24 protein-coding genes are annotated in these 18,930 nt (G+C 66.3%); 7 read left to right on the plus strand and 17 right to left on the minus strand.

Features of this window, described 5'->3' with window-relative positions:
- Nucleotides 1-30 precede the first annotated feature (30 nt).
- The 4 genes from A8M77_RS14535 (at nucleotide 31) to A8M77_RS14550 (ending at nucleotide 4,155) form a co-directional block, all read left to right on the plus strand.
- Entirely contained in the window at nucleotides 31-945 is a 915-nt protein-coding gene (locus A8M77_RS14535; protein ID WP_086922216.1) for a YicC/YloC family endoribonuclease, read from the plus strand.
- Nucleotides 946-959: 14 nt separating this feature from the next.
- Nucleotides 960-1,580 carry a guanylate kinase gene (gene gmk, locus A8M77_RS14540; RefSeq protein WP_086922217.1) on the plus strand — a complete coding sequence of 207 codons (621 nt, stop codon included), beginning with the start codon at nucleotides 960-962 and terminating at the stop codon, nucleotides 1,578-1,580.
- A 22-nt stretch (nucleotides 1,581-1,602) separates the two neighbouring features.
- Nucleotides 1,603-1,806, plus strand: coding sequence for a DNA-directed RNA polymerase subunit omega (rpoZ, locus tag A8M77_RS14545; RefSeq protein ID WP_086922218.1), 204 nt, complete (start codon nucleotides 1,603-1,605; stop codon nucleotides 1,804-1,806).
- Nucleotides 1,807-1,899: 93 nt separating this feature from the next.
- The gene (locus A8M77_RS14550) at nucleotides 1,900-4,155 is read left to right on the plus strand and encodes a RelA/SpoT family protein (RefSeq protein ID WP_086922219.1); all 2,256 of its coding nucleotides are present in this window, start codon (nucleotides 1,900-1,902) and stop codon (nucleotides 4,153-4,155) included.
- A 7-nt stretch (nucleotides 4,156-4,162) separates the two neighbouring features.
- On the opposite strand, the gene greB is transcribed toward A8M77_RS14550, so the two are convergent.
- The 3 genes from greB to A8M77_RS14565 all read right to left on the minus strand — a co-directional run bounded on the left by greB (nucleotide 4,163) and on the right by A8M77_RS14565 (nucleotide 5,672).
- On the minus strand, nucleotides 4,163-4,729 hold the full coding sequence (gene greB, locus A8M77_RS14555) for a transcription elongation factor GreB (RefSeq protein ID WP_086922220.1): 567 nt from the start codon (nucleotides 4,727-4,729) through the stop codon (nucleotides 4,163-4,165).
- Between the two features lie 216 nt (nucleotides 4,730-4,945).
- A complete protein-coding gene (locus tag A8M77_RS14560; RefSeq protein WP_086922221.1) occupies nucleotides 4,946-5,371 on the minus strand; it encodes a hypothetical protein in 426 nt (141 codons plus the stop codon).
- Between the two features lie 106 nt (nucleotides 5,372-5,477).
- Nucleotides 5,478-5,672, minus strand: coding sequence for a hypothetical protein (locus A8M77_RS14565; protein ID WP_086922222.1), 195 nt, complete (start codon nucleotides 5,670-5,672; stop codon nucleotides 5,478-5,480).
- 36 nt (nucleotides 5,673-5,708) lie between these two features.
- Between A8M77_RS14565 and A8M77_RS14570 the strand changes: the two genes are divergently transcribed.
- The 3 genes from A8M77_RS14570 to A8M77_RS14580 are packed head-to-tail and all read left to right on the plus strand — an operon-like array spanning nucleotide 5,709 to nucleotide 6,585.
- Nucleotides 5,709-6,134 carry a hypothetical protein gene (locus A8M77_RS14570; protein WP_143694599.1) on the plus strand — a complete coding sequence of 142 codons (426 nt, stop codon included), beginning with the start codon at nucleotides 5,709-5,711 and terminating at the stop codon, nucleotides 6,132-6,134.
- Complete coding sequence (locus A8M77_RS14575; RefSeq protein WP_086922224.1) at nucleotides 6,131-6,361, plus strand: hypothetical protein; 231 nt, start codon at nucleotides 6,131-6,133, stop codon at nucleotides 6,359-6,361. The genes A8M77_RS14570 and A8M77_RS14575 overlap by 4 nt, the downstream gene beginning before the upstream one ends.
- Nucleotides 6,362-6,372: 11 nt before the next feature.
- Nucleotides 6,373-6,585 carry a hypothetical protein gene (locus tag A8M77_RS14580; RefSeq protein ID WP_086922225.1) on the plus strand — a complete coding sequence of 71 codons (213 nt, stop codon included), beginning with the start codon at nucleotides 6,373-6,375 and terminating at the stop codon, nucleotides 6,583-6,585.
- Nucleotides 6,586-7,649: 1,064 nt separating this feature from the next.
- Here the strand turns inward: A8M77_RS14580 and A8M77_RS14585 are convergent.
- From A8M77_RS14585 to A8M77_RS14650, 14 genes are all read right to left on the minus strand, one after another.
- Complete coding sequence (locus A8M77_RS14585; RefSeq protein ID WP_086922226.1) at nucleotides 7,650-8,213, minus strand: hypothetical protein; 564 nt, start codon at nucleotides 8,211-8,213, stop codon at nucleotides 7,650-7,652.
- Nucleotides 8,206-8,697, minus strand: a complete 492-nt coding sequence (locus A8M77_RS14590; RefSeq protein ID WP_086922227.1) for a glycoside hydrolase family 108 protein — start codon at nucleotides 8,695-8,697, stop codon at nucleotides 8,206-8,208. The genes A8M77_RS14585 and A8M77_RS14590 overlap by 8 nt, the downstream gene beginning before the upstream one ends.
- Nucleotides 8,694-8,894, minus strand: a complete 201-nt coding sequence (locus tag A8M77_RS14595; protein WP_143694600.1) for a response regulator transcription factor — start codon at nucleotides 8,892-8,894, stop codon at nucleotides 8,694-8,696. Before A8M77_RS14595 ends, A8M77_RS14590 begins: the two co-directional genes overlap by 4 nt.
- Nucleotides 8,869-9,201: a hypothetical protein gene (locus A8M77_RS14600; protein ID WP_086922229.1), complete on the minus strand. Its 333-nt coding sequence runs from the start codon at nucleotides 9,199-9,201 to the stop codon at nucleotides 8,869-8,871. Before A8M77_RS14600 ends, A8M77_RS14595 begins: the two co-directional genes overlap by 26 nt.
- Nucleotides 9,201-9,545, minus strand: coding sequence for a hypothetical protein (locus A8M77_RS14605; protein WP_086922230.1), 345 nt, complete (start codon nucleotides 9,543-9,545; stop codon nucleotides 9,201-9,203). Before A8M77_RS14605 ends, A8M77_RS14600 begins: the two co-directional genes overlap by 1 nt.
- Before the next feature lie 10 nt (nucleotides 9,546-9,555).
- Nucleotides 9,556-10,332 carry a tail fiber protein gene (locus A8M77_RS14610; RefSeq protein WP_086922231.1) on the minus strand — a complete coding sequence of 259 codons (777 nt, stop codon included), beginning with the start codon at nucleotides 10,330-10,332 and terminating at the stop codon, nucleotides 9,556-9,558.
- Between the two features lie 145 nt (nucleotides 10,333-10,477).
- Nucleotides 10,478-12,676 (minus strand): hypothetical protein, encoded by a 2,199-nt coding sequence (locus A8M77_RS14615; RefSeq protein ID WP_086922232.1) that lies wholly within the window; start codon nucleotides 12,674-12,676, stop codon nucleotides 10,478-10,480.
- 1 nt (nucleotide 12,677) lies between these two features.
- Entirely contained in the window at nucleotides 12,678-14,234 is a 1,557-nt protein-coding gene (locus A8M77_RS14620) for a hypothetical protein (RefSeq protein ID WP_086922233.1), read from the minus strand.
- A gap of 96 nt (nucleotides 14,235-14,330) precedes the next feature.
- Nucleotides 14,331-15,113: a hypothetical protein gene (locus A8M77_RS14625; protein WP_086922234.1), complete on the minus strand. Its 783-nt coding sequence runs from the start codon at nucleotides 15,111-15,113 to the stop codon at nucleotides 14,331-14,333.
- Nucleotides 15,114-15,115: 2 nt separating this feature from the next.
- The gene (locus tag A8M77_RS14630; RefSeq protein WP_086922235.1) at nucleotides 15,116-15,526 is read right to left on the minus strand and encodes a cupin domain-containing protein; all 411 of its coding nucleotides are present in this window, start codon (nucleotides 15,524-15,526) and stop codon (nucleotides 15,116-15,118) included.
- Nucleotides 15,523-16,248 carry a hypothetical protein gene (locus tag A8M77_RS14635; RefSeq protein ID WP_143694601.1) on the minus strand — a complete coding sequence of 242 codons (726 nt, stop codon included), beginning with the start codon at nucleotides 16,246-16,248 and terminating at the stop codon, nucleotides 15,523-15,525. The genes A8M77_RS14630 and A8M77_RS14635 overlap by 4 nt, the downstream gene beginning before the upstream one ends.
- Before the next feature lie 11 nt (nucleotides 16,249-16,259).
- On the minus strand, nucleotides 16,260-16,868 hold the full coding sequence (locus A8M77_RS14640; RefSeq protein ID WP_086922237.1) for a hypothetical protein: 609 nt from the start codon (nucleotides 16,866-16,868) through the stop codon (nucleotides 16,260-16,262).
- Nucleotides 16,865-18,325 (minus strand): hypothetical protein, encoded by a 1,461-nt coding sequence (locus tag A8M77_RS14645; protein WP_086922238.1) that lies wholly within the window; start codon nucleotides 18,323-18,325, stop codon nucleotides 16,865-16,867. The genes A8M77_RS14640 and A8M77_RS14645 overlap by 4 nt, the downstream gene beginning before the upstream one ends.
- Complete coding sequence (locus A8M77_RS14650) at nucleotides 18,325-18,930, minus strand: phage adaptor protein (protein WP_086922239.1); 606 nt, start codon at nucleotides 18,928-18,930, stop codon at nucleotides 18,325-18,327. Before A8M77_RS14650 ends, A8M77_RS14645 begins: the two co-directional genes overlap by 1 nt.

Below are 18,930 nucleotides of genomic sequence, written 5' to 3' on the forward strand. Positions count from 1 at the left end.
GCGTGGACACGAATTCAAGAGCGAGGCGCAATGCCAGTTTACAGCATGACCGGCTATGCCAGCGGCCAGAGCGGCCCGGCCGGCGGACACCCGGAGGCCGAGACCAAGGCCGCAGCCGCAGGCCGGCTCGGGGTCGAGATCCGTTCGGTCAACAGCCGCTTTCTCGACCTCACGTTCAAGCTCCCGGAAGAGCTTCGCCAGCACGAGCCCATGCTGCGAGAGTTGCTGACCGCGCAGCTCAAGCGCGGCAAGGTCGAGCTGCGCGCGGCGATCGAGAGCGGCGCCGCGGCCGGTATCGGCGACCCTTCGTCCAGGCTCCTGCAGCGACTCAATGGCCTGCAGGACAACGTCCGCGCCTGGCTGCCCGGCGCGCGAGAGCTCAGCGTGGCCGATGTCCTGCGCCTGGCGGCTGGGGACACGAGTGCCAGGAGCGACTGGGGTCAGGAGCTGTCCGATCTGGCAGCGAAGACGCTCAAGGGCCTGGTCACCGCGCGGGAGCGCGAAGGTGCGCGCCTGGCCAAGATGCTGCAGGACCACCTGGCCCAGTTGCGCGCCCTGGTCGCGCAGGCGCTGCCGCTGGTCCCGCTACTGGTCGAACAGCAGCGCAGCCGCTTCCTGGAGCGCTGGCAGGACGCCATGGGCGCGAGCGGTGGCACGCCGCCGGAATCCGCGCAGGACCGCGCGCTGACCGAGGCCACTGCCTTCGCGATCCGCATCGATGTCGCGGAGGAGCTCACACGGCTGGGCTCGCACCTGGACGAGATCGAACGGCTGGTGAAGAAAGGGGGCGAGATCGGCAAGCGACTCGATTTCCTGATCCAGGAACTGCATCGCGAAGCGAATACGCTGGGTTCGAAGTCGGCCACACTCGAACTCACCCGCATTGGCGTGGACATGAAAGTCCTGATCGAGCAAATGCGCGAGCAGGTCCAGAACATCGAATGACAGGGAATGTGCGAATGGATTACCCCGGCAATATCTTCGTGGTTGCTGCACCCAGCGGCGCCGGCAAGTCGAGCCTGGTCAAGGCGCTGATGGAGCTCGATTCGGCGGTGCAGCCCTCGGTGTCGCATACCACCAGGGCGCCGCGTGGCCAGGAAAAGCATGGGCGCGAATATTTCTTCGTGCCGCACACCGAGTTCGATGCCATGGTCACGGCAGAAGCCTTCGTCGAATGGGCCCATGTCCACGGGCAGCGCTATGGCACCTCCAAGAAGGCGATCGAGGACCGGATCGCCCAGGGCGCGGACGTTATCCTGGAGATCGATTTCCAGGGGGCCATCCAGATCCGCAAGACCTTCGCCAACGCAGTGACCATCTTCATCCTGCCGCCGAGTTGGGAAGAACTGCGATCCCGGCTCGAACGGCGCGGGGAAGACAGCGCCGAGGTCATCGAGCTGCGGCTGCAAAATGCCGCCGAGGAGATGGCGCGCGCCAGCGAGTTCGACTTCGTTATAATCAACGAGTTATTTGAGCGCGCACTTTTCGACCTCAAGGCGATCGTCCACGCTCAGCGGCTTCGGTATTCCGCACAGCGCCGCGCACGTGCTGACACCTTCGCCGCCTTGAACATCCCCTGATCCCGTCCGCCGAAAGACCTCCATGGCCCGCATCACCGTCGAAGACTGCCTCGCGCACATCCCCAACCGCTTCCAGCTTGTGCTGGCCGCCACCTACCGTGCGCGCATGTTGAGCCAAGGCCACGCCCCCAAGATCGAAAGCAAGAACAAGCCCGGCGTGACGGCCCTGCGCGAGATCGCGGAAGGCAAGATCGGCCTGGAAATGCTCAAGAAAGTCCCCGGCTGAGCTGACGCACAGTTGCAACAAAGAAGCACCGCGTGGCGGTGCTTTTTTGTTGCATAAAGACATCGAAGCGGCGGCCAAGCTAAAGTGACAGCCATGAGCGTGGTTGTCAAGTCCCCGTCCGATGCCCCCAGAGGCACGCCCCGGCCCAGTCCGGCGGCGTTGAACGCGGCCGCCGCCAGCTTCGCGGCTCTGACCGACCGGCTCGACTACCTGAGCGCCGAGGACGTGGAACAGGTCCGGCGCGCCTATCGCTTCGCGGACGAAGCCCACCTGGGCCAGCTGCGCAACAGCGGCGAGCCCTACATCACCCATCCGATCGCCGTCGCCGCGCAGTGCGCGGAATGGAAGCTCGATGCCCAGGCGCTGATGGCCGCCCTGCTGCACGACGCGATCGAGGACTGCGGCGTCACCAAGGCGGAGCTGATCGAGCGCTTCGGCGCGCCCGTCGCGGAGCTGGTGGACGGCCTCACCAAGCTGGACAAGCTGCGCTTCAACACCCGCGAGGAGAACCAGGCCGAGTCTTTCCGCAAGATGCTGCTCGCGATGGCCCGCGACGTCCGCGTCATCCTGGTCAAGCTGGCCGACCGCACCCACAACATGCGCACCCTGGAGGATGCGCCGCGCGAGAAATGGGCACGCATCTCGCGCGAAACGCTGGACATCTACGCGCCGATCGCGCATCGGCTCGGACTCAACCAGACCTACCGCGAGCTGCAGGATCTGTCCTTCCGCCATCTTCGGCCCTGGCGCTACGCGATTCTCGCCAAAGCCGTCGCCAAGGCCCGCGGCCGGCGCCGCGACCTGATCCAGAAGGTGCAGCAGGAGCTGGAAGCCGCCTTCGCCGCCGCGAACATGAGCGTGCGGATCGCAGGGCGGGAAAAGACGCTCTACTCAATCTACCGCAAGATGGAGGAAAAGCACCTGAGCTTCGCGCAGGTGACCGACATCTACGGCTTCCGGCTGATCGTGCCGTCGGTGATTGCCTGCTACACGGGCCTGGGCATCCTGCACCAGATGTACAAGCCGCTGCCCGGCAAGTTCAAGGACCACATCGCGATCGCGAAGCTCAACGGCTACCAGTCCCTGCACACCACGTTGGTGGGGCCGGCAGGCGTCAGTGTTGAATTCCAGCTGCGCACCGAGGCCATGCACGTGGTAGCCGAATCCGGCGTGGCAGCCCACTGGCTCTACAAGGCTGCCGAACCGAGCACGCCGACCGGCGACCGGCTCGGTACCAAGTGGCTGCAGTCCCTGCTCGACATCCAGGACGAAACGCGTGATGCCGCCGAGTTCTGGGACCATGTCAAGGTCGATCTGTTCCCCGATGCGGTGTACGTCTTCACGCCGAAGAGCCAGATCCTGGCCCTGCCGCGCGGTGCCACGGTGGTCGATTTCGCCTATGCGATCCACAGCAACATCGGCGACCACACCTCCGCCGCCCGCATCAACGGCGACCAGGTGCCGCTGCGCACCGAGCTCAAGAACGGTGACGTGGTGGAGGTGATCACGGCGCCCGTGTCCACGCCCAACCCGGCCTGGCTCGGCTTCGTGCGCACCGGCCGGGCGCGGTCGAAGATCCGCCACTACCTCAAGACACTGGCCCATGCCGAGTCCGAGGGCCTGGGCGAGAAACTGCTGGCCCAGGCGCTGCGCGCCGAGGGCCTGGGCAACCTGCCCGGCGATGACGAAGAGCATCAGCAGATCTGGGAAAAACTGTTGCGCTTCACCGGCAACCGCACGCGCTCGGAACTACTGACCGACATCGGCCTGGGCAAGCGCATTGCCAGCATCGTGGCAAAGCGGCTGATGGCGCTACTGGCGGAGCGCGGCGAAAAACCCGATGCCCTGATGCTCAGCCGCGAGCGCTTCACCGCGCACGAAGCCGTCTCGCAGGGCGCCGTCACGCTCGATGGCAGCGAGAACTCCTCGGTGCGCTTTGCACTGTGCTGCCGGCCCATTCCAGACGATCCGATCGTGGGGTACCTGGGTCATGGCGAAGGACTTGTGGTGCACACGGAAGCCTGCGGCGTCGGCCAGCGCCTGCGGCACAAAGACAGCGAGCGCTTCTTCGCCGTCGAGTGGGCGGATGAGCCCGTACGGACCTTTGAGACCGGCGTCGTCATTACCGTGCGCAACGACAAAGGCGTGCTGGCGCGTGTTGCCTCCGCGTTGGCGGACGCGGAGGCTGATATCACGCACGTGGAGATGGCCGACGAGACACCACAGGACTCCACCGATTTGCGCTTCGTGATCGCGGTTCGGGACCGCGCCCACCTCGAGGCGGTGCTGCGGGCCGCCCGCCGCACGCCCTCGGTGCTTGCGGCGGCACGCACCGTGCCAGCGCCGTGAGGCCTGCTCAGCCTTTCGCCGGCAGGGGATAGCTCACCGACAGGATCTCGATGTCGTGCACGCCGCCCGGCGTCGCGAGTTTGACCACGTCCCCTTCGCGCTGCTTCAGCAAAGCCCGCGCGATCGGCGAGATCCAGCTCACCTGGCCCTGCGCACTGTCGGCCTCGTCGATGCCCATGATTGTCAGCTCCCGCTCCTCGCCCGTCTCGTCGGCATAGCGCACTGTGGCACCAAAAAAGATCTGGTCGCGGCCGTGGTGGATCGTGGGGTCCGTCACCACCGCGATCTCCAGCCGCTTGGTGAGGAAACGGATGCGCCGATCGATCTCGCGCAGGCGCTTCTTGCCATAGAGGTAGTCGCCGTTCTCGGACCGATCGCCGTTCTTGGCGGCCCAATGAACCGCCTCGACCACCTTGGGCCTCTCCACGTCCATCAGATCGATCAGCTCGGCGCGCAGGCGCGAATAGCCCTGCGGGGTGATGTAGTTCTTGCCTCCCGCAGGCAAGGGCGGCGCGCTGCCGGCCCCGTCATCGTCGTCGTCCGCATCGCTTTCTTTGGTGAATGCCTTGCTCATCGCCACACGCTCCAAAGGAAAAAAGCCTGCAACTTTCGTTGCAGGCTTTCTTGATGATGGTGCGGCTGGCAGGATTCGAACCCACGACCCCTTGGTTCGTAGCCCTGCAGCCGCGAATGTTGTCATTGTAAATCAACGACTTAGGGCGTCCACCTGATAGGTTGTTGCAGAGATTTGCCTAGGGGCGCAGAGACGAGTTGCGCAGAAGTCGCGCAGCTATTCCATGGGGTCCGTGCTGATCGAAAAGGAGCGGATCGCTCCCGATCCATAGCGCGGCTGGTCGAAGGCCATGTGAAGGTGCACCGGCCGGCCCAGCGTCGCCAGTGCCAAAGCGACATCGAACTCGTCCTCCGTCAGGTCAACGATCCCGGAGATTTCGGTCTTGACCGACAGCACCCAGCCGACCCGGTCGTCCGCCTGTAGTTCCTTCAGCGGCCTTCGTACTAGCAGGATGTCGAATGACGTGATGCCGTTTAGTGCGCCTTCGAAATCACCACGAGCGTTTATCCCGGCGCGACCGACCCGCTCCTCGTAGTTGCGCCCCCAGGCCCCGTGACTGAAGACGTGGACTTCCCAGCGACTGATCGTTCCTTTGTGCGCGAGAAGTTGCCGCTTTTTTGTGGACCTGCGCTTAGTTGCCATGGTTCTCCTCAGCGGAATGACCAAGGCAGTCTGACAACACCCAAGAAATGACGGAAGCGTTTTGTCCATGGGCAAGGACACACCCGCACCTCAGCAATCGGCGACCTTAACCGCCCTCCCGCGAGGGCAATGGCTCCAGCCAAACGCGCGCCGCCTCGTCTGGGTGCATGGTTCGCAGCCGCGGGTCTCGCCACAGGTCTTCGGCGAGTTCTTCGAGCTGATCAGGGTCCACGGTCCGCCAGCGTTGTTGCAGGCGATGCGCGCAGGCGGCGATCCAGATTTCTGCGGCGACGGATTCCATGCCCTATACTGTACGTTCATACAGTGATTTACGCATGTGTTCGCCATCGTTTACCGCTGCCGTCGAGAGGGGCAACCGCTGCACCCCCATGACATCCAGGCTGCCCCGGCCCATGGCGATCTGCAGGTTCAGCGCAAGGGGATGAAGCGGGTGGCCGTACTGCTTGCCGCAGATCGTGAGACCTACGTCGTGCCGCTGCTCGACAAGGTCAAGCTGCTTACGATCAATGAGCGCGGCATCCTGCTAACCGGCATTGAGGTCTACCCGACTCGCAACGACAAGGGCACCGGCCCGATGTATCGACAGACCTGGTGGTGCGAAACAAATCCCAAGATGCCACCGGCCCCGGATCCGACTGAAGCGCGCCGGAGAGAACGCGATCGGCAGGCCCGCGCGATCGGCACATCGCTCCTCCGCAGGCCGACGCGGCGCGGCAAGTACAACCCGGACAGCAACTCATGAGTCAACTCGACCTTCTCGCCAAACCCCGCCCCACCCTCTTGCGCATGCCGTCGTGGCTTGGCAAGGACGTGAGTGATGAGCACGAACTGCCGCACTCGCCCGGCGACTACAAGGTGACGCCGGGCGGCGAAGACGATCGCTGGATGGTCACCTGCCTGAAGACCGGCGAGGTCGTCTACCGCGGCATCGGACCCGTCGAGGTCGTGCGCTCGCTGGCCCCGTTCTGATGGAGAACACTATGTGGCAGCCTGAGATCCCGACCCTGCAGCTTGGCAAGCCGCTGAGCCACAGCCAGGAATGGCAGCTCGCCTTCGCGGACGAATGGTGTCGCCTTGCCGAGGGCATGGCTGACGAGCACCAGGTCTATGACCTGGCGAACGAGCTCTATCCAGTGCATGGCGCACGCGATCCCGTCGAGGTCGCGCGGGAAGACTGGGACACGCCGGCTTGATTCGACTCGGCGCACGACGGAGACTATGTCCATCGAGATATCGCGCGGAGACCATCAAGGTCGTATGCTCAAGTGCTCGGTCTGTCTCCTGTTGGAGGCTTATGAAAGTCGCCTCGCGTCACTGCCTCGCAGCGATCTCCATCGGAGTAGGTCTCGCGCAACCCGTCGCGGCGCAACTCCTGCCATGCGAGGCAAGCCTCGACTACCGGATTGATTTCAACGTAAGCCCCGTGACCATTCGCTGGCTTGCCGCAGTTCGTGGCGTCGATTGCACCCAGGCCCGTTGCTTGGTCTATGCTGACATCGACCTCGAAATCACGATGGAATCCCGCCGGGGACGATCAAAAGTTTATGAGGCGAGGAAGGGATCCAATTTCGATGAAAGAAATAGATCCATCGAGAAGACGAGCAACGGATCACTGTTGAAATCCGAAAACAACGCGCTTCTTCCGCTCGATTGTGTCGCATATACGAGAGACGGTTCCGGTAGCTGTGACATCCGCGAGGTACGCCGCGAGTTGACGTGCAAGTACAACCCAGCCCAAGGACCAAGATAGATCCTTCAATATCTTTGCCCGCGGCATTGGAAGATTGGGTCGTAATTTGGAGGCAATCCGTATGAGATACCGAGGAGTAGCGATTCCAGTTTCCGTTGCCATTCCGTTGTTCCTGACCATCGTTGCACACGCACAAAGCAAAGGTATCGGCGAATCGGCTACCGAGGCTGCTGACAGGGCCAGCGTCAATAGCCCAACTCGCCCTCTAACCAAGCCTCCGGACCAGAACCTCAGGCTGCCGCCCCCAGGAACTCCGGCCGCCTCGTGGAGCGCTGAACAACGCACTAGATACTCGCCCGGGGCAGCAATCGTTCGAGAACCCGAAAATAAGCCTTACCAAGATTCGATCACGCGAAGCCGGGAATCTGCCCGGGAAATTTTGGACGCTGCGAAAAAGGGAAAATGACTGGCTCACATAGGTGATCTACGCAGCCACACGACAGAGGTGCTATCAGTCCCGTTAAGCACCAACTTTCCAAGTCGCCGGGCAGCGGCTGAGCAATCGCGCTATCTCGCACCGTTCTGTTGGGCAATCTTTCGCACCGCGTCTCCGCTGGCCTTGCTGCCAGCGCTGGAGCCCAGCCAGTAGTTGCACACCTGGCCGAAGGCGATCGACAGCGCGCCGAACATGACGTTCAGCAACTGGAAGGCGTTAGGGGGCAGGTCCGTCGGCACGATGAACAGGCGGTAGATGCAGAAGAAGTAGCCCGACACGATCAGGGTCGAGACCACCGGTGCACCCCAGGCGATGCCCGAGCCCGCCTTCGCCAGCGCGACGGTCTGCTGCCTGGCGCTGCTGGTGTCCTGCAGGCCGGCGGCCTCGCGGGCTTGCTCGATGCGCGCGAGCTCGATCGTCAGCGCATTCTCGGCCTGCTTGATCGCCACCACCTGTTCAGGGCCCAGGCGTCCCGACGACAGCGCCGCCGCAATGTCGGCTTCAGTCGCGTCACGATTGCCCAGCAGCGCGGCGCCGAGCTCGGCCACCGCCGCGCCGATCAGCGGGCCGCCCAGCACCGTACCAAGCGCAGGCGCCACGCCGGCAACCAGGCGCTTCCAGTCGAAGTCAGGCATGGGCATCCTCCAGGCGCACGAGGTTGGCTGCTACGCGCCGCGTCCAGCCTCGGCCGAAGGCACCCCAGGTAGGCTGGTCAGTCATGAACTGCAGCCGCACGCCGGCATACCGCGCTGGCGCCAGGGCGTCGGCCTGCGCAACCGCGCGCAGCGTGGCCGGCCCGATGACACCGTCCGGAGCGGCGCCGACCACGCGCTGCAGCCACTTCACCGCCTGCTGCACGCCACTGTTCACGGCTGCGTCGAAGACGTCGAAGCGCAGGCCCTCGGGCAGCTCGTCTGCGCGGATCGGCGCCCAGTACAGGTCACGGTAGATCTGCTTCGCCTTCTCGCGCGACAGCCCCCGCATGTCGCCCAGGTAGCCATTCGCGCGGGCGACCTTCGCCGTGACGCCCCACATCGTCTCTTGGCCCGGGTCGCTGGGATGGTTGGAGTAGCCGCCCTCGTGGCCGAGCAGGCGATCGAACGCTTCGTCGAAGTTCATTGGGTGTTTCCTTCTTGCATGTACCAAACTGCGGCCTGCAGGCGCGACGCCACGTCGATGCGGTCGAAGAGCCGGCCGACGTGGTTCTTCACGGTGTAGAAGCTCAGGCCCAGTTCGCGGGCAATCTGCTTGTTGTTGAGACCATTCACGATCAGCATGAGAACGTCGCGCTCACGGCGTGTCAGTTCGGTTTTCACGCCTGTTCCTTGGGGTGTAGGGCATCAGGTCGGCCCATTGGCTGGGCGTCAGGTACACCTTGGGCTTGATCCAGCCGAGACGCTCCAACGCGGGGCGCCAGAACTTCTTCCAACAGAACTCCAGCAAGCACGCGATGCTGAAGAGCGCGGCCGCTGCGCTGGCGATGTTCGGCCAGGTGATCACGAGCAGGTCGGCGAAGATGCTCTGCGCCTTCGCGCCGGCATCGATCACCTGCGCACCGGTCGCCGAGGCGATAGCGGCCGTGGCCTTTGCGACGGGCATGCTGATGTCGTTGGGATCAGCCATCACGCGCCCTCCCCGGCAGCAGCCTTCATCTGGTCCATGAGGCGCTGCGCAGCTTCAAGGTGCGCGGTCAACGTGGCCTGCATGGCCTCGATTGCCTCGCCCTTAGTCGGCTCTGCCGGCGCCGCCGCCTCGGGTGTCGGCTCGGGCTCCGGCAGCGGCCGCACTTCCCATGCGTCCTTCTCGGGCAGGTAGTAGGGCCACTCGACCGCGTTGTCGTGCGACGGTGGCGCGTTCTTGCTGGCCCAGGCGGGCACCAGCACCACGCCGGGCTGCAGCTGGTCGTACTCAGCGGGAACGCCGCCGGTGTAGGCGAGCGTGTTGGGGTGGTAGCAGAAGACGTACATGGCGCGCCTCTCAGAACTTCATGTAGTAGGGATAGGCCACGTTCCGCGGGTGGCCGTCGCTCGCACCCTGGCTCTGGATGCTGATACCCGTTCCGTTGGCGACGATCGCGATGCCGGTCGCGCGGAAGTCGGTCACCACGTTGTGCGCGTGATTGCCCGCGCCGCTGGTGGTCAACGAGGTGGCCTGCGCGACTGGAGATGCCCCGCCGGCCGTGAAGACGGTGTTCACCGCCCCTGTGTAGGGGTGGTCATGGAAGCCTTGTGCATCCGTGCTGCCGGCGTGCTGGTGAGTCGGATCGCTCACCGCGTGGCCATGCCCGGAGTCGTTGATTCCGTGGTTGTGCGTCACGTTGGCATGGTCTTGGAACACGCCCAGCACTCGCGAGACATCGATCCCTCGCGACTCATCGAGGCCCCGCGTGAAGACCCCGCGCAGATCGGGCAGGCGGAAGGTCGTCGAGCCGTCACCAACGCTGAAGCACCCCGAGCTGCCCGCAGTCCATGCCGCCTCGCTGACCAGGCCGGCCGACGTAGCGAAGGCGAACAGAGCAGCGTAGGTCGTGCGCGAGATCAGCGCGCCGTTGAGCTTCAGGAAGCCCGTGGGCGCCGTGGCAATCGGCATCTGGCAGACGGCGCCGATGGGCGTGCCAGCGCCGTCGCGCAGTTGCGCCAGCAGTGCGAAGGCCTGGCGCAGCGCGTCGTCGAGCTCGGACGGAAGATCCGAGCCCTGCGGCCCGTTCAATGCCGGGTTCAGGTTGCACGCGGCAAGGGTGGTTGGAAATGCCATGGGAGGCCCTTCAAAAAGCAAAAAGCCCGCGGAAGCGGGCTTGCAAGGTCTTTCGGGAGGCGCGACCTAGAATGCGCCGATGGAGTTCAATCCGATCTTTCTCGGCTGGGTGGTGGGCATGGCGCTGTATGCCCTCATCAGCCGACTACTGGGAAAGTAGAGCCCCGCCGGCCGCGAGGCCTGGCAGCAGCAGGGGCTGCACGCGCGATGGCGCCGGCACAGGGCGCAGCAGCCCCGGGCCCACGTTCTGCGCCGCGCGCTGCTGCAACGTGATGTTGATGTTCTGCGCTGCCGGGGCCGTCAGAGGCCCGAGGAATGGCACTTTCCCCAGCATGTCGATGCCGCGGCCCAGCAGCAAAGCCCCACTGTTCGAGTTGTTCACTGCCGAGCCCACCGGCTGCACCTGCATGAGGCTCGAAACGCGGCCAACGCGATGCAGTTGCGTGATTTCCTCGGGACTGAAGAAAAGCTGCAGCTTGCGGTCGCCGATCGCGTCCAGCGCCTTGTTGTAGGCCGACTGCGAGAACCTTCCAACCTCGTCCGTAGCGCCGTTGAGCGCGCGGTCCTTCAGGTGCGAGACGATTGCCTCTTTCACTTGCGCCGCCGGCGCCTCGCGCGCCACCGCTGCGGCATCCTCCAGCGAGCCCCCGACCACGAAGCGCCGCACGAAGTTGTCGGGTTGACCTGCACCCAGCGCAGCCTCTACGGGCCGCGAGCTCTCGCGCCAGTTGAACCGCGCGGCAGCCGCGCGCCGGGCCTCGTGCAGCGCGTCCATGAAGGCCGGCGCCTCTGCGTCACTCCCGCGCAGGTAGGCCGCTCCGGCTTCCGTCACCAGCGGCTGGCCCTGCACTGGTGCCTTGATGGGCGCGATCGGCGCTGCGTCGATCGCCCGACGCGCGATACCCAGCGCCGCCCGGACGTTTCCGTCGCTGGTGCTGCGCTGCGCCGTCGCGATGTCGGTCAGCAGGTTATCCAAGGCCTTCGCGTCGAAGGGAACCTGGAAGGTGCGGCCGCCGACGGTGGTCTGACCCAGGCTGATGTCGTTCAGGGTGTCGGCGATGGCCGCGGGCAGATAGCGCAGCTTGTTCTCGCGGTTGAGCGCGTCATAGACGCCGTTCACGATGCCGGTGCGCTCCAGCGGGATCTCGCCGCCAGGCATCTCGCGGGCCCGCGTGTAGAGGCCAGAGACGCGCGCCTGCTCGGCGGCATCCTTGGCAGCAATGGCCCCGATTGCGCGCTCTCCTGCAGCGAAGGTGTCGCCCTGCTGCGCGCCCAAATCGTTCATGCGGCCGATCAGCGCCCGGTTGTTCTGGTTCTGCAGCATCGGCAGGCCGGCCAGTTGCCCGTCCGAAGAGTTGGCCGCCATCTTGGCTAGGTTCTGCTCGCGGGTGATGTCAACCGGGTTCTGGCTGATCATGCCGCGCGTAGGCGTGATGTCGAGGGCCCGGAAGTCGGCCAGGCGCGACAGCGCCTCGGGGCTCACCTCGCGACCAGTGGACAGCGCGTCGGCCATCTCGCGCCGAAGCGCGATCTTCGCGGCTGCCGGCAGCGCCGAGTAGTCGGTGCCGGACTGCCCCAGCACGCGGGTGAGCTGCATGTCGAGCTTTTCCGCCGTCGGCGCGGGCGCGAGCAGGCGACGGCCGGCCGCCAAGAGGTTGCCAGCCCCGCCCGGCATCATTGCGCCGGCCAGGGTGCCGAGCACCGAAGCGCCGAGTTGCTGCCAGGGGCCGCCGCCGGCCTCGCGCGACGCGCCACCGGCCAGACCAGCACCCGCAGCGCCGCCGAGTTGCGCCGGCACATTCGCAGCGAGTCCACGCAGCAGGCTCTCGCCGGTGGTGAGGGCCTTCGGTGCGTTCTCGGCCAGGAAGCCAGCCACGGGGCGGGAAACCATCTCGGCACCCTTGCCCGCCAGGCCAGCCAGGCCGCCGGCGCCGGCCACCATCTCCGAAGCGTCGCCGATGACGCGCTCGGTCGGCGTTTGTGGACGCGGCAAGCCCAGCGTGTCGGCGAGTTTCTCCGCCTGCACGCCCAGCGGCGTCGACTTCGGTGGAACCTGCCGGTCTGGCAGCACCTTATCGGTGAAGTAGCGCAGCGGCTCCTTGACGACCTGTGCGGCCTTGGCGGGGCCGGTCAGCGCGTAGCGGCCCGCCAGGCCGAACTGCCGCGGCACGTCGTTGAGCATCCGACCGGCCGACACAACCAGGGAAGGATCCGAGGCTGCGGGCGCGGTGCCGCTGTCGATCTGCGACTGCAGCATGCCGAAGGCCTGCTCGCGCGTTGCGCCCTCGGGCGCGCCCACCTCGTAGGTCTTGCCGTCGGGCGAAGTGAATTCGTAGGTCGGCATATCACTTCACCTTCACGGTCCAGCCGGGCGGCAGGGTCACGGCAGCCGGGGCGCTGGGCCCGGGCGCCGCGCCGCCGTTGAGGGCAGCGTACTTGCGCTGCAGTTGGAGCACCGTCGACAAGGCCGCCTTGCGCGTCGAGACGGGCAGTGTGTCGTCGCCCACTTGGCCGGCCATGGTCTGGTAGTTCAGCACGTCGGTGTTCGACTGCGGGCCTTCCATGCGAGGCACATTCGCCGTGAGCCAGCCCCCCAGCGCCTTGAGCTGCTGCGCCTGCGATGCGCCCTTGAGCGGCTGCCCGACGAAGTTCCCCACACGATCCGCCAACGAGCCGACACCTGAGCCTGTGGGGCCCTGGTCCAGGAGCTGGCTGGCGAGCTCGCCAGCAGCCTCGAACTGGCCGGCACGCTTCGATGCTGCCGCCTGCTCCGTTTCACGCGCGACGGTAGCTTTCGAGCGCTCGACGGCAGCGGTGCGGGCCCCTTCCTGTGCCGCCTTCTCTTCCGGAGAGAACTCCAGGCCGCCGCCTTGCACTTCGGGCTGCGCCGGCACCACAGCGGCAGGCGGTGCAGCTGGAGCACCCAACGGGCGGCCAGGGAGCGCGCTCGGGGCCGCGCCAGCCGGCATCGGAATGCGGTTGCTGCGCATCTCCTGCAGAAGGCCGTCGATGTCGGACTGCGCTCGCCGCTGGTCATCGGGCGTGGTAGCGCTGGCCAGGCGCTGCTGCGCCTCGCGCAGTTCCTGCGTGTAGATCTGCACCCGGTCGTTGTCGCCGGGCCGAGGCGCCATTGGGTTCGGAATCCGCACGCCGTTGACCGGACCGCCGGCGCCGAGGGGAGCCCCAGGCAGCACGGGCGCCGGACTCGATGCGGGGCCCCCGCTGATCTCGTCCAGCTGCGACTGACCACCCATGCGGCCGCCGGGGAGGATCGTCGGCCGGCCCGGCGTGTTGGCTGCGCGACTACGGTCGGAGATGCCCTGATAGGCCTTGTAAGTGTCCAGGGCGCCCCGCGGCGCGCCAACGACGATCTGCCCATCAGGCCCGACCTCCCACGCCGTGGCCTGGCCGTTGTTGCTTACGCTCAGTCCCGGCTGAACGCCACCAGCGAAGCCCTGCGCATTGGTGTTGACCAGGTTGCCGTTGACGTTCACCCAGTTCGGCTTGCTGCGATCGGCGATGAACTCGGCGAGCTTCTTGCCACCGTTGAAACGGAAGTCGGCCAGCACCTGATCGAGCGGGATGCCGTAGCGCTGCGAGATCTGAACCGCAGACATGCCGCCGCCAGCCGCCGGGCCGCCAGCGGTCGCGCCAGAGGCAGGAGCACCCGGCACAGAGCCACCGCCGCCACCCGGCGCCGCAGTGGTTGCCGTGCCGCCGGCCGCCGCCGGCGCAGCACCCAGAAGCCCGCCGCCGAGGAACTGCTGATCGAACGCCGCGTCGCGCTGCATCTTGGCGATCTGCGCGGCCGTCATCATCTTGCGGATCTGGCGATCTTCTGCGGCGTCCGCGCGCTGGCGTGCGAAGTCAGTGCCCTGCGCCACGCGTTGGCCGAAGCTCATCGGCTGTGCGCTTGGGCCAGCGGCCGCGAGTAGGCCGAGCCCCAGGGCCGCGTCTTCGGAGCTCAAGAAATCAAGTAGTCCGGCCATGGCGTTCCCTTACCAGTTCCCGCCGGGCGTGCCACCGCCCGAGCCATCCGCGGCCGGCGAGCCGCCCACGCTGGCGCCGGTGTTGCCACCGCCGCCCATGAGCCACGGATTGAAGGCCTGCCGCTTGATGCCCAGGCCCGCAGGGGCGAGATTCGCCGGGTCGTTGCCGCCCATCAAGAAGAACTCCATCATGTCGCGATAGGCCGGCGTGCCGGCCTGCGGCGTGTCGCCGTAGCGGTACGCCCCATACCCGCCGTTGCCCTGCGTGCCAGGCGGCCCGAGCAGATAGGTGCCTTCGCCCATCAGCCACGGGCTGCGGCCCGAATCGATGAGGGCCTGCTGCTGGGGGGTGTAGCCGAGGTCCTGCTGGCTGAACTTCTTTTCGGGCTCCTTGATCGCCTCGGGCTGGCTCTGCAGGTCCTGCACACTGCGCTGGCCGAGACCGCCCGCAGTGGTCTTCCAGTCCCAGGCCGTCGGGCGCGCGCTCAGGTTCTTCTTGTCGAAGCCCACCGGCTGGCCCTGCAGCTGGCCCAGCAGCCCTGGGATGAGCCCGCGCATGTAGTCGCTCTGCGCATACTGGTTGTCGAGCGCCGCACGCTGCCGGGCGCTGATCGGCTGCGCCTGGTACTGCTGCTGGAGCGCCTGGCCCTGGTTGAGGTTCTGCAGCAGCCAGGGGACTGCCATCATCCAGGGTTCGCGAGCGCTCGAACTTGAGCCCGCGCCGCCGCCGCTCTTGCTTTCGCTGCTGAGCAAGCCGCCGACAGCCCCGATCGCTGCGCCAATCCATGCCATGGTCAGCCCTCCTTCTGTTCGTTGAAGCCGCGCACGATGGCGTCGACCTCGGATTCGTTGATCGGCGCGACGGTGATCGCGTCGACCGCCTCCGGCGTCTGGTCTTCGCCCGTGCCATGGATGCATAGCCACACCGCGCCTGTGAGCGCACGCACGCCGTGGTGCGTGCCGGCGGGAATCTCGATCGCGTCGGGCCCGGTCAGCACGCGCTTCGTGCTGTCGGTGCTGACTTCGACCGTGCCGCTCACCAGGTAGGCCAAGTGCGCGTAGTTGTGGCGGTGCTGCACGATCTGCGCGCCCTTGGGGATCACCGTCTGCTTCAAGCACACGCCGCGCCCCCAGAAGTGCGTAATGCCGGTGCCGTCCAGTTCGTCAAGCGGCCGCAGTCCCGCTGGCAGGGTGTTCGCACTCATGCCTGCCACATGCCCGTGGACGAGTTGTAGCCGCCGGCATCGACGCCGCCCCAATTCCAGCCGCCAGAGCCGCCGCTGCCGCTACTGCCAGTTCCGGAGCCGCTATTGCCACGGTTCCACCAGCTGTTCCCGAGCTGCGCGCCGCCGAGCGCGCCCAGCAGTGGGTTGCTGCTTGTGCCCTGCGTTCCGGTGGTCGTGCCACCCATGCCGCCGAGGCCGCTGGCAATCTGCGAGAACTGCTGCAGGTAGCTCAGCGGCGCGTTCTGCTCGCCGGTCGCATTCTGGTAGTCCAGCGCGTTGTAGCCGCCGAGGGTGCCCAGCAGGCCAATGCCCGCCTGCAAGTTGCCCATGTTCTGGGCATAGGAGTCGTTGAAGACGTTGCGATCGAAGTCCTGCTCGTAGCGGCGGCTCCCTTCGTCGAAGTTCTTCTGCCACTGGTACATGCCCTGCTGCTGCGTGTAGTCGCCGTAGCGCAGCTTCGTGGCGATGTCGGCGAGCGAGCCTTGCAGGTTCTTCTCGTCGTTGCGCGCCATCTCCTCCAGGCCGCTGTTGCCGAAGGAGCCCGAGCGCACCATGGCCGCGTTGGACGCGGGCCGGGCCGTCAGGTTGAAGTTGCGCACGACATCGCCGCTCGCCGCGTCGATCATCTGCTGCAGGTAGGGATTGCTGGTGCCCAGGAATGGGTTGCTCGTCCCCATTCCCCAGTCGGAAAGGTCTGCCATTCTTCTTTCTCCTATAGCCGGCGCGCGAGGTGCGCGGTCCAACTGGTGACGGCTCCATCGGCATCGCCCGCGATCGTCACGGTGCCTGCCGATACGCTCGCGTAATAGCTGAAGGTCAGGTAGTCGGTGGTGCCGTTCATGGGGATCAGCGCCGCGCCGCTGCGCTGCCAGAAGGGCTCGGCGAAGGCGCCGCTGGCATCCAGGCCAAGCAGCGCGGCCTGGGCCCCGTTCTTGTTGATGTGCCCCTGTGCGTTGACGAGGTTGCCGCCCACGCCCTGCAGGTAGATGCGCCCGGTCACCAGGTAGTAGCCGGCGACGTTGGGCGTGAACCGCCCGGCGTTGGGCCCCGTCGTCTCGAAGCAGCCATTCGTATCGAACTCCTCCGACAGAGCCGTGAGGACCGTCACGACGTTCTGCGGTGCGCCGGTCGAATTGCTCCCAAGGAAGGCCTTGAAGGCGGGCCCGTCGAGCGTCTCGCTAATCGACTTCGCGCCGGCGCGGATGGGTCCGATGGCGTCCACCAGCGGATTGAACGAGAGCGCGACGCGGCGCCCCCAGTCGATCACGGCAGGGAAGAAGCCCGGCCCTTGGGTGATGCGCGGATCCTGTTCGAGCTTCATCGCATCCCGTCCGGTCGCAGGGGGACCTTGATCGCGGTCTCGCGGTGATCGCCCATGAAGTCGAAGCGCAGACGGTGGAAGCGGCCCGACTGCCACACGTCGAACCCTCCGTCGTACATTTGCTCTGTGGGCCCGGCCTGCAGCGTGGCGCCCTCCTCAAACTTGAAGAAGCCGGCTGCCGCCGCGGACGTGGGCCGCTGGCTGAAGCGGATGTGCACCCGCTCCAGCAAAGTCACCAGCCCATCGTCGCCATAGTCACCAGTCGTGAAGCTGGAAGCGCCACAGACCCCATTGGCCACCACCAGCTGATGGTTGGCATCGAAGTAGGCGAAGGCTCGGCCGCCAGAGAGCCAGTATTGCGAGTCGAAGGGCACCGCCGGCAGGCCGTCGATAGTCGAGGAATAGGCGTTCAGCCCGTCGATCGTGACGCCCGGCGCGGTGAAGGTCAGCGCGGCCTCGGACACCCGATCCGCGATGCCCCAGCGCTTGGACTTGAGGTTCCAGACCAGCATGCGGTCCAGGGCGCCCGTGCTGCCCTGCGAGGCGAACGCCACCCAGACGCATTGCCGCTGACGGTCGAACGTGGCGCGCGCGCGGAAGCGATAGGTCTGCGAGCTGTTGCGCCGGAACCAGTTGCGCACCTCGTCGCCGATCGACACCGGCCGCGTGCCATCGAAGATCCAGAAATCATCATCGCCGACGATGAAGTGCGCGCCACCGATGTCGCACACGGCTTCCTGGCCGACCGCGCCGCAGTCATTCGAGCCCGGCACGAGCGACCAACCCCAGGTGCCGGACTGCGAACCCACGAACTGGCCCAGGAACACGCCGCGCGTCTTGTAGGCGATCACATAGTCGCCCAACTGCAAGCCGGCCTGGATACCGCCCGGCGCAGCCACCAGGCGGCCGGTGGTGGCTCCCGTTGCAACGCTGGGCGTCCAATTGGTCTGATCGCTCTGCGCGCAGCACCACCAGCGGTCCGGCGCTACCCCGAACGTGCCCTCGTTCGTGTTGAACGCGATCACGAAGTTGTTCGAGGCGCTGACCACGATCTTCGCCTTTGGCGCGCCGGCCAAGGCAGCGAATGCGCCGGTGGTCGAACTCTGCATGTTGTCGACCAGGTTGGACGCTATCGACGTGTCGCCGAACTGGCAAAAGGACCAGCGCGAATCCACGCTGCCGGTGTAGCTGCCGCCGCCAGCGCTGCGGTCGGTCCAGACCGTGCCCAGCAACTCGTAGAGCTTGGTCTGCGTGCCGGCGAAGATGCGCCGCGTCTCGTCCAGCTTCGTGACGATCACCGCACCGCGGCACGCGGCGGCAAGCGCTGGCGCATTGGCTGCTGCCCCCGTCGGCGCCCCCACGAAGGAGGTTTCCAGCGGGATGATGTTCGAGCAGTCGGTGAAGATCCCCGGCGTGACCGGGTCCACGTCCGGAGCGAAACCAAGCAGCTTGTCCATTACTGCCGCCCTGGCATCCGGAGGCGCGAGCCACTGACCACGGCCGCGCGCTCGGCGCTCTGGAAGTTGTCGATTGCCTTGTCTAGCAGCGCGCCGTACTCGGCGACCTTGTCCGGGTTCTTCACGAAGATCGCGGACTCGATCAGGGCGGCGTACAGGTAGATGCTCGGCGCTCGGTCCATGAGCCAGGTGGTGCCGGCGGTGGCCAGCAGGCCCGGCATCTTGTAGAACTTGGTCGTGAGCACGAGCGGCGCGCTCGGCGTCTGGCCGTAGAGCAACCGGCCGCCCTCAATGCTGTACTTCGTGGCGTCGCCCGGCTGCGGCAGATCCTCCAGGGCATCGGGCGCCATGTACTCGATGCGCGGCTCGGCGGCAGACGTGATGCGCTTGAACGCCAGCCAGCCGGTCGGCAAGGCCACCCAGTTCTGCCCGCCTGGGATCGTCAGCGTGGCGTGCTCGATGCCCCACTGCGAGCGCACGCGCTGCCACAGCCGCTCCTCGCCGAGCCGGATGAAGTCCGGGATTCTGCTGACGACCGTCGAATCGGCGCGCGAAGCCCAGCCCGACACCGCAGCCTGCAGGTCGGTGTAGTTGTTTAAGCTCAT

The sequence above is a fragment of the Variovorax sp. JS1663 genome, assembly GCF_002157355.1.
GTDB lineage: Bacteria > Pseudomonadota > Gammaproteobacteria > Burkholderiales > Burkholderiaceae_C > Variovorax.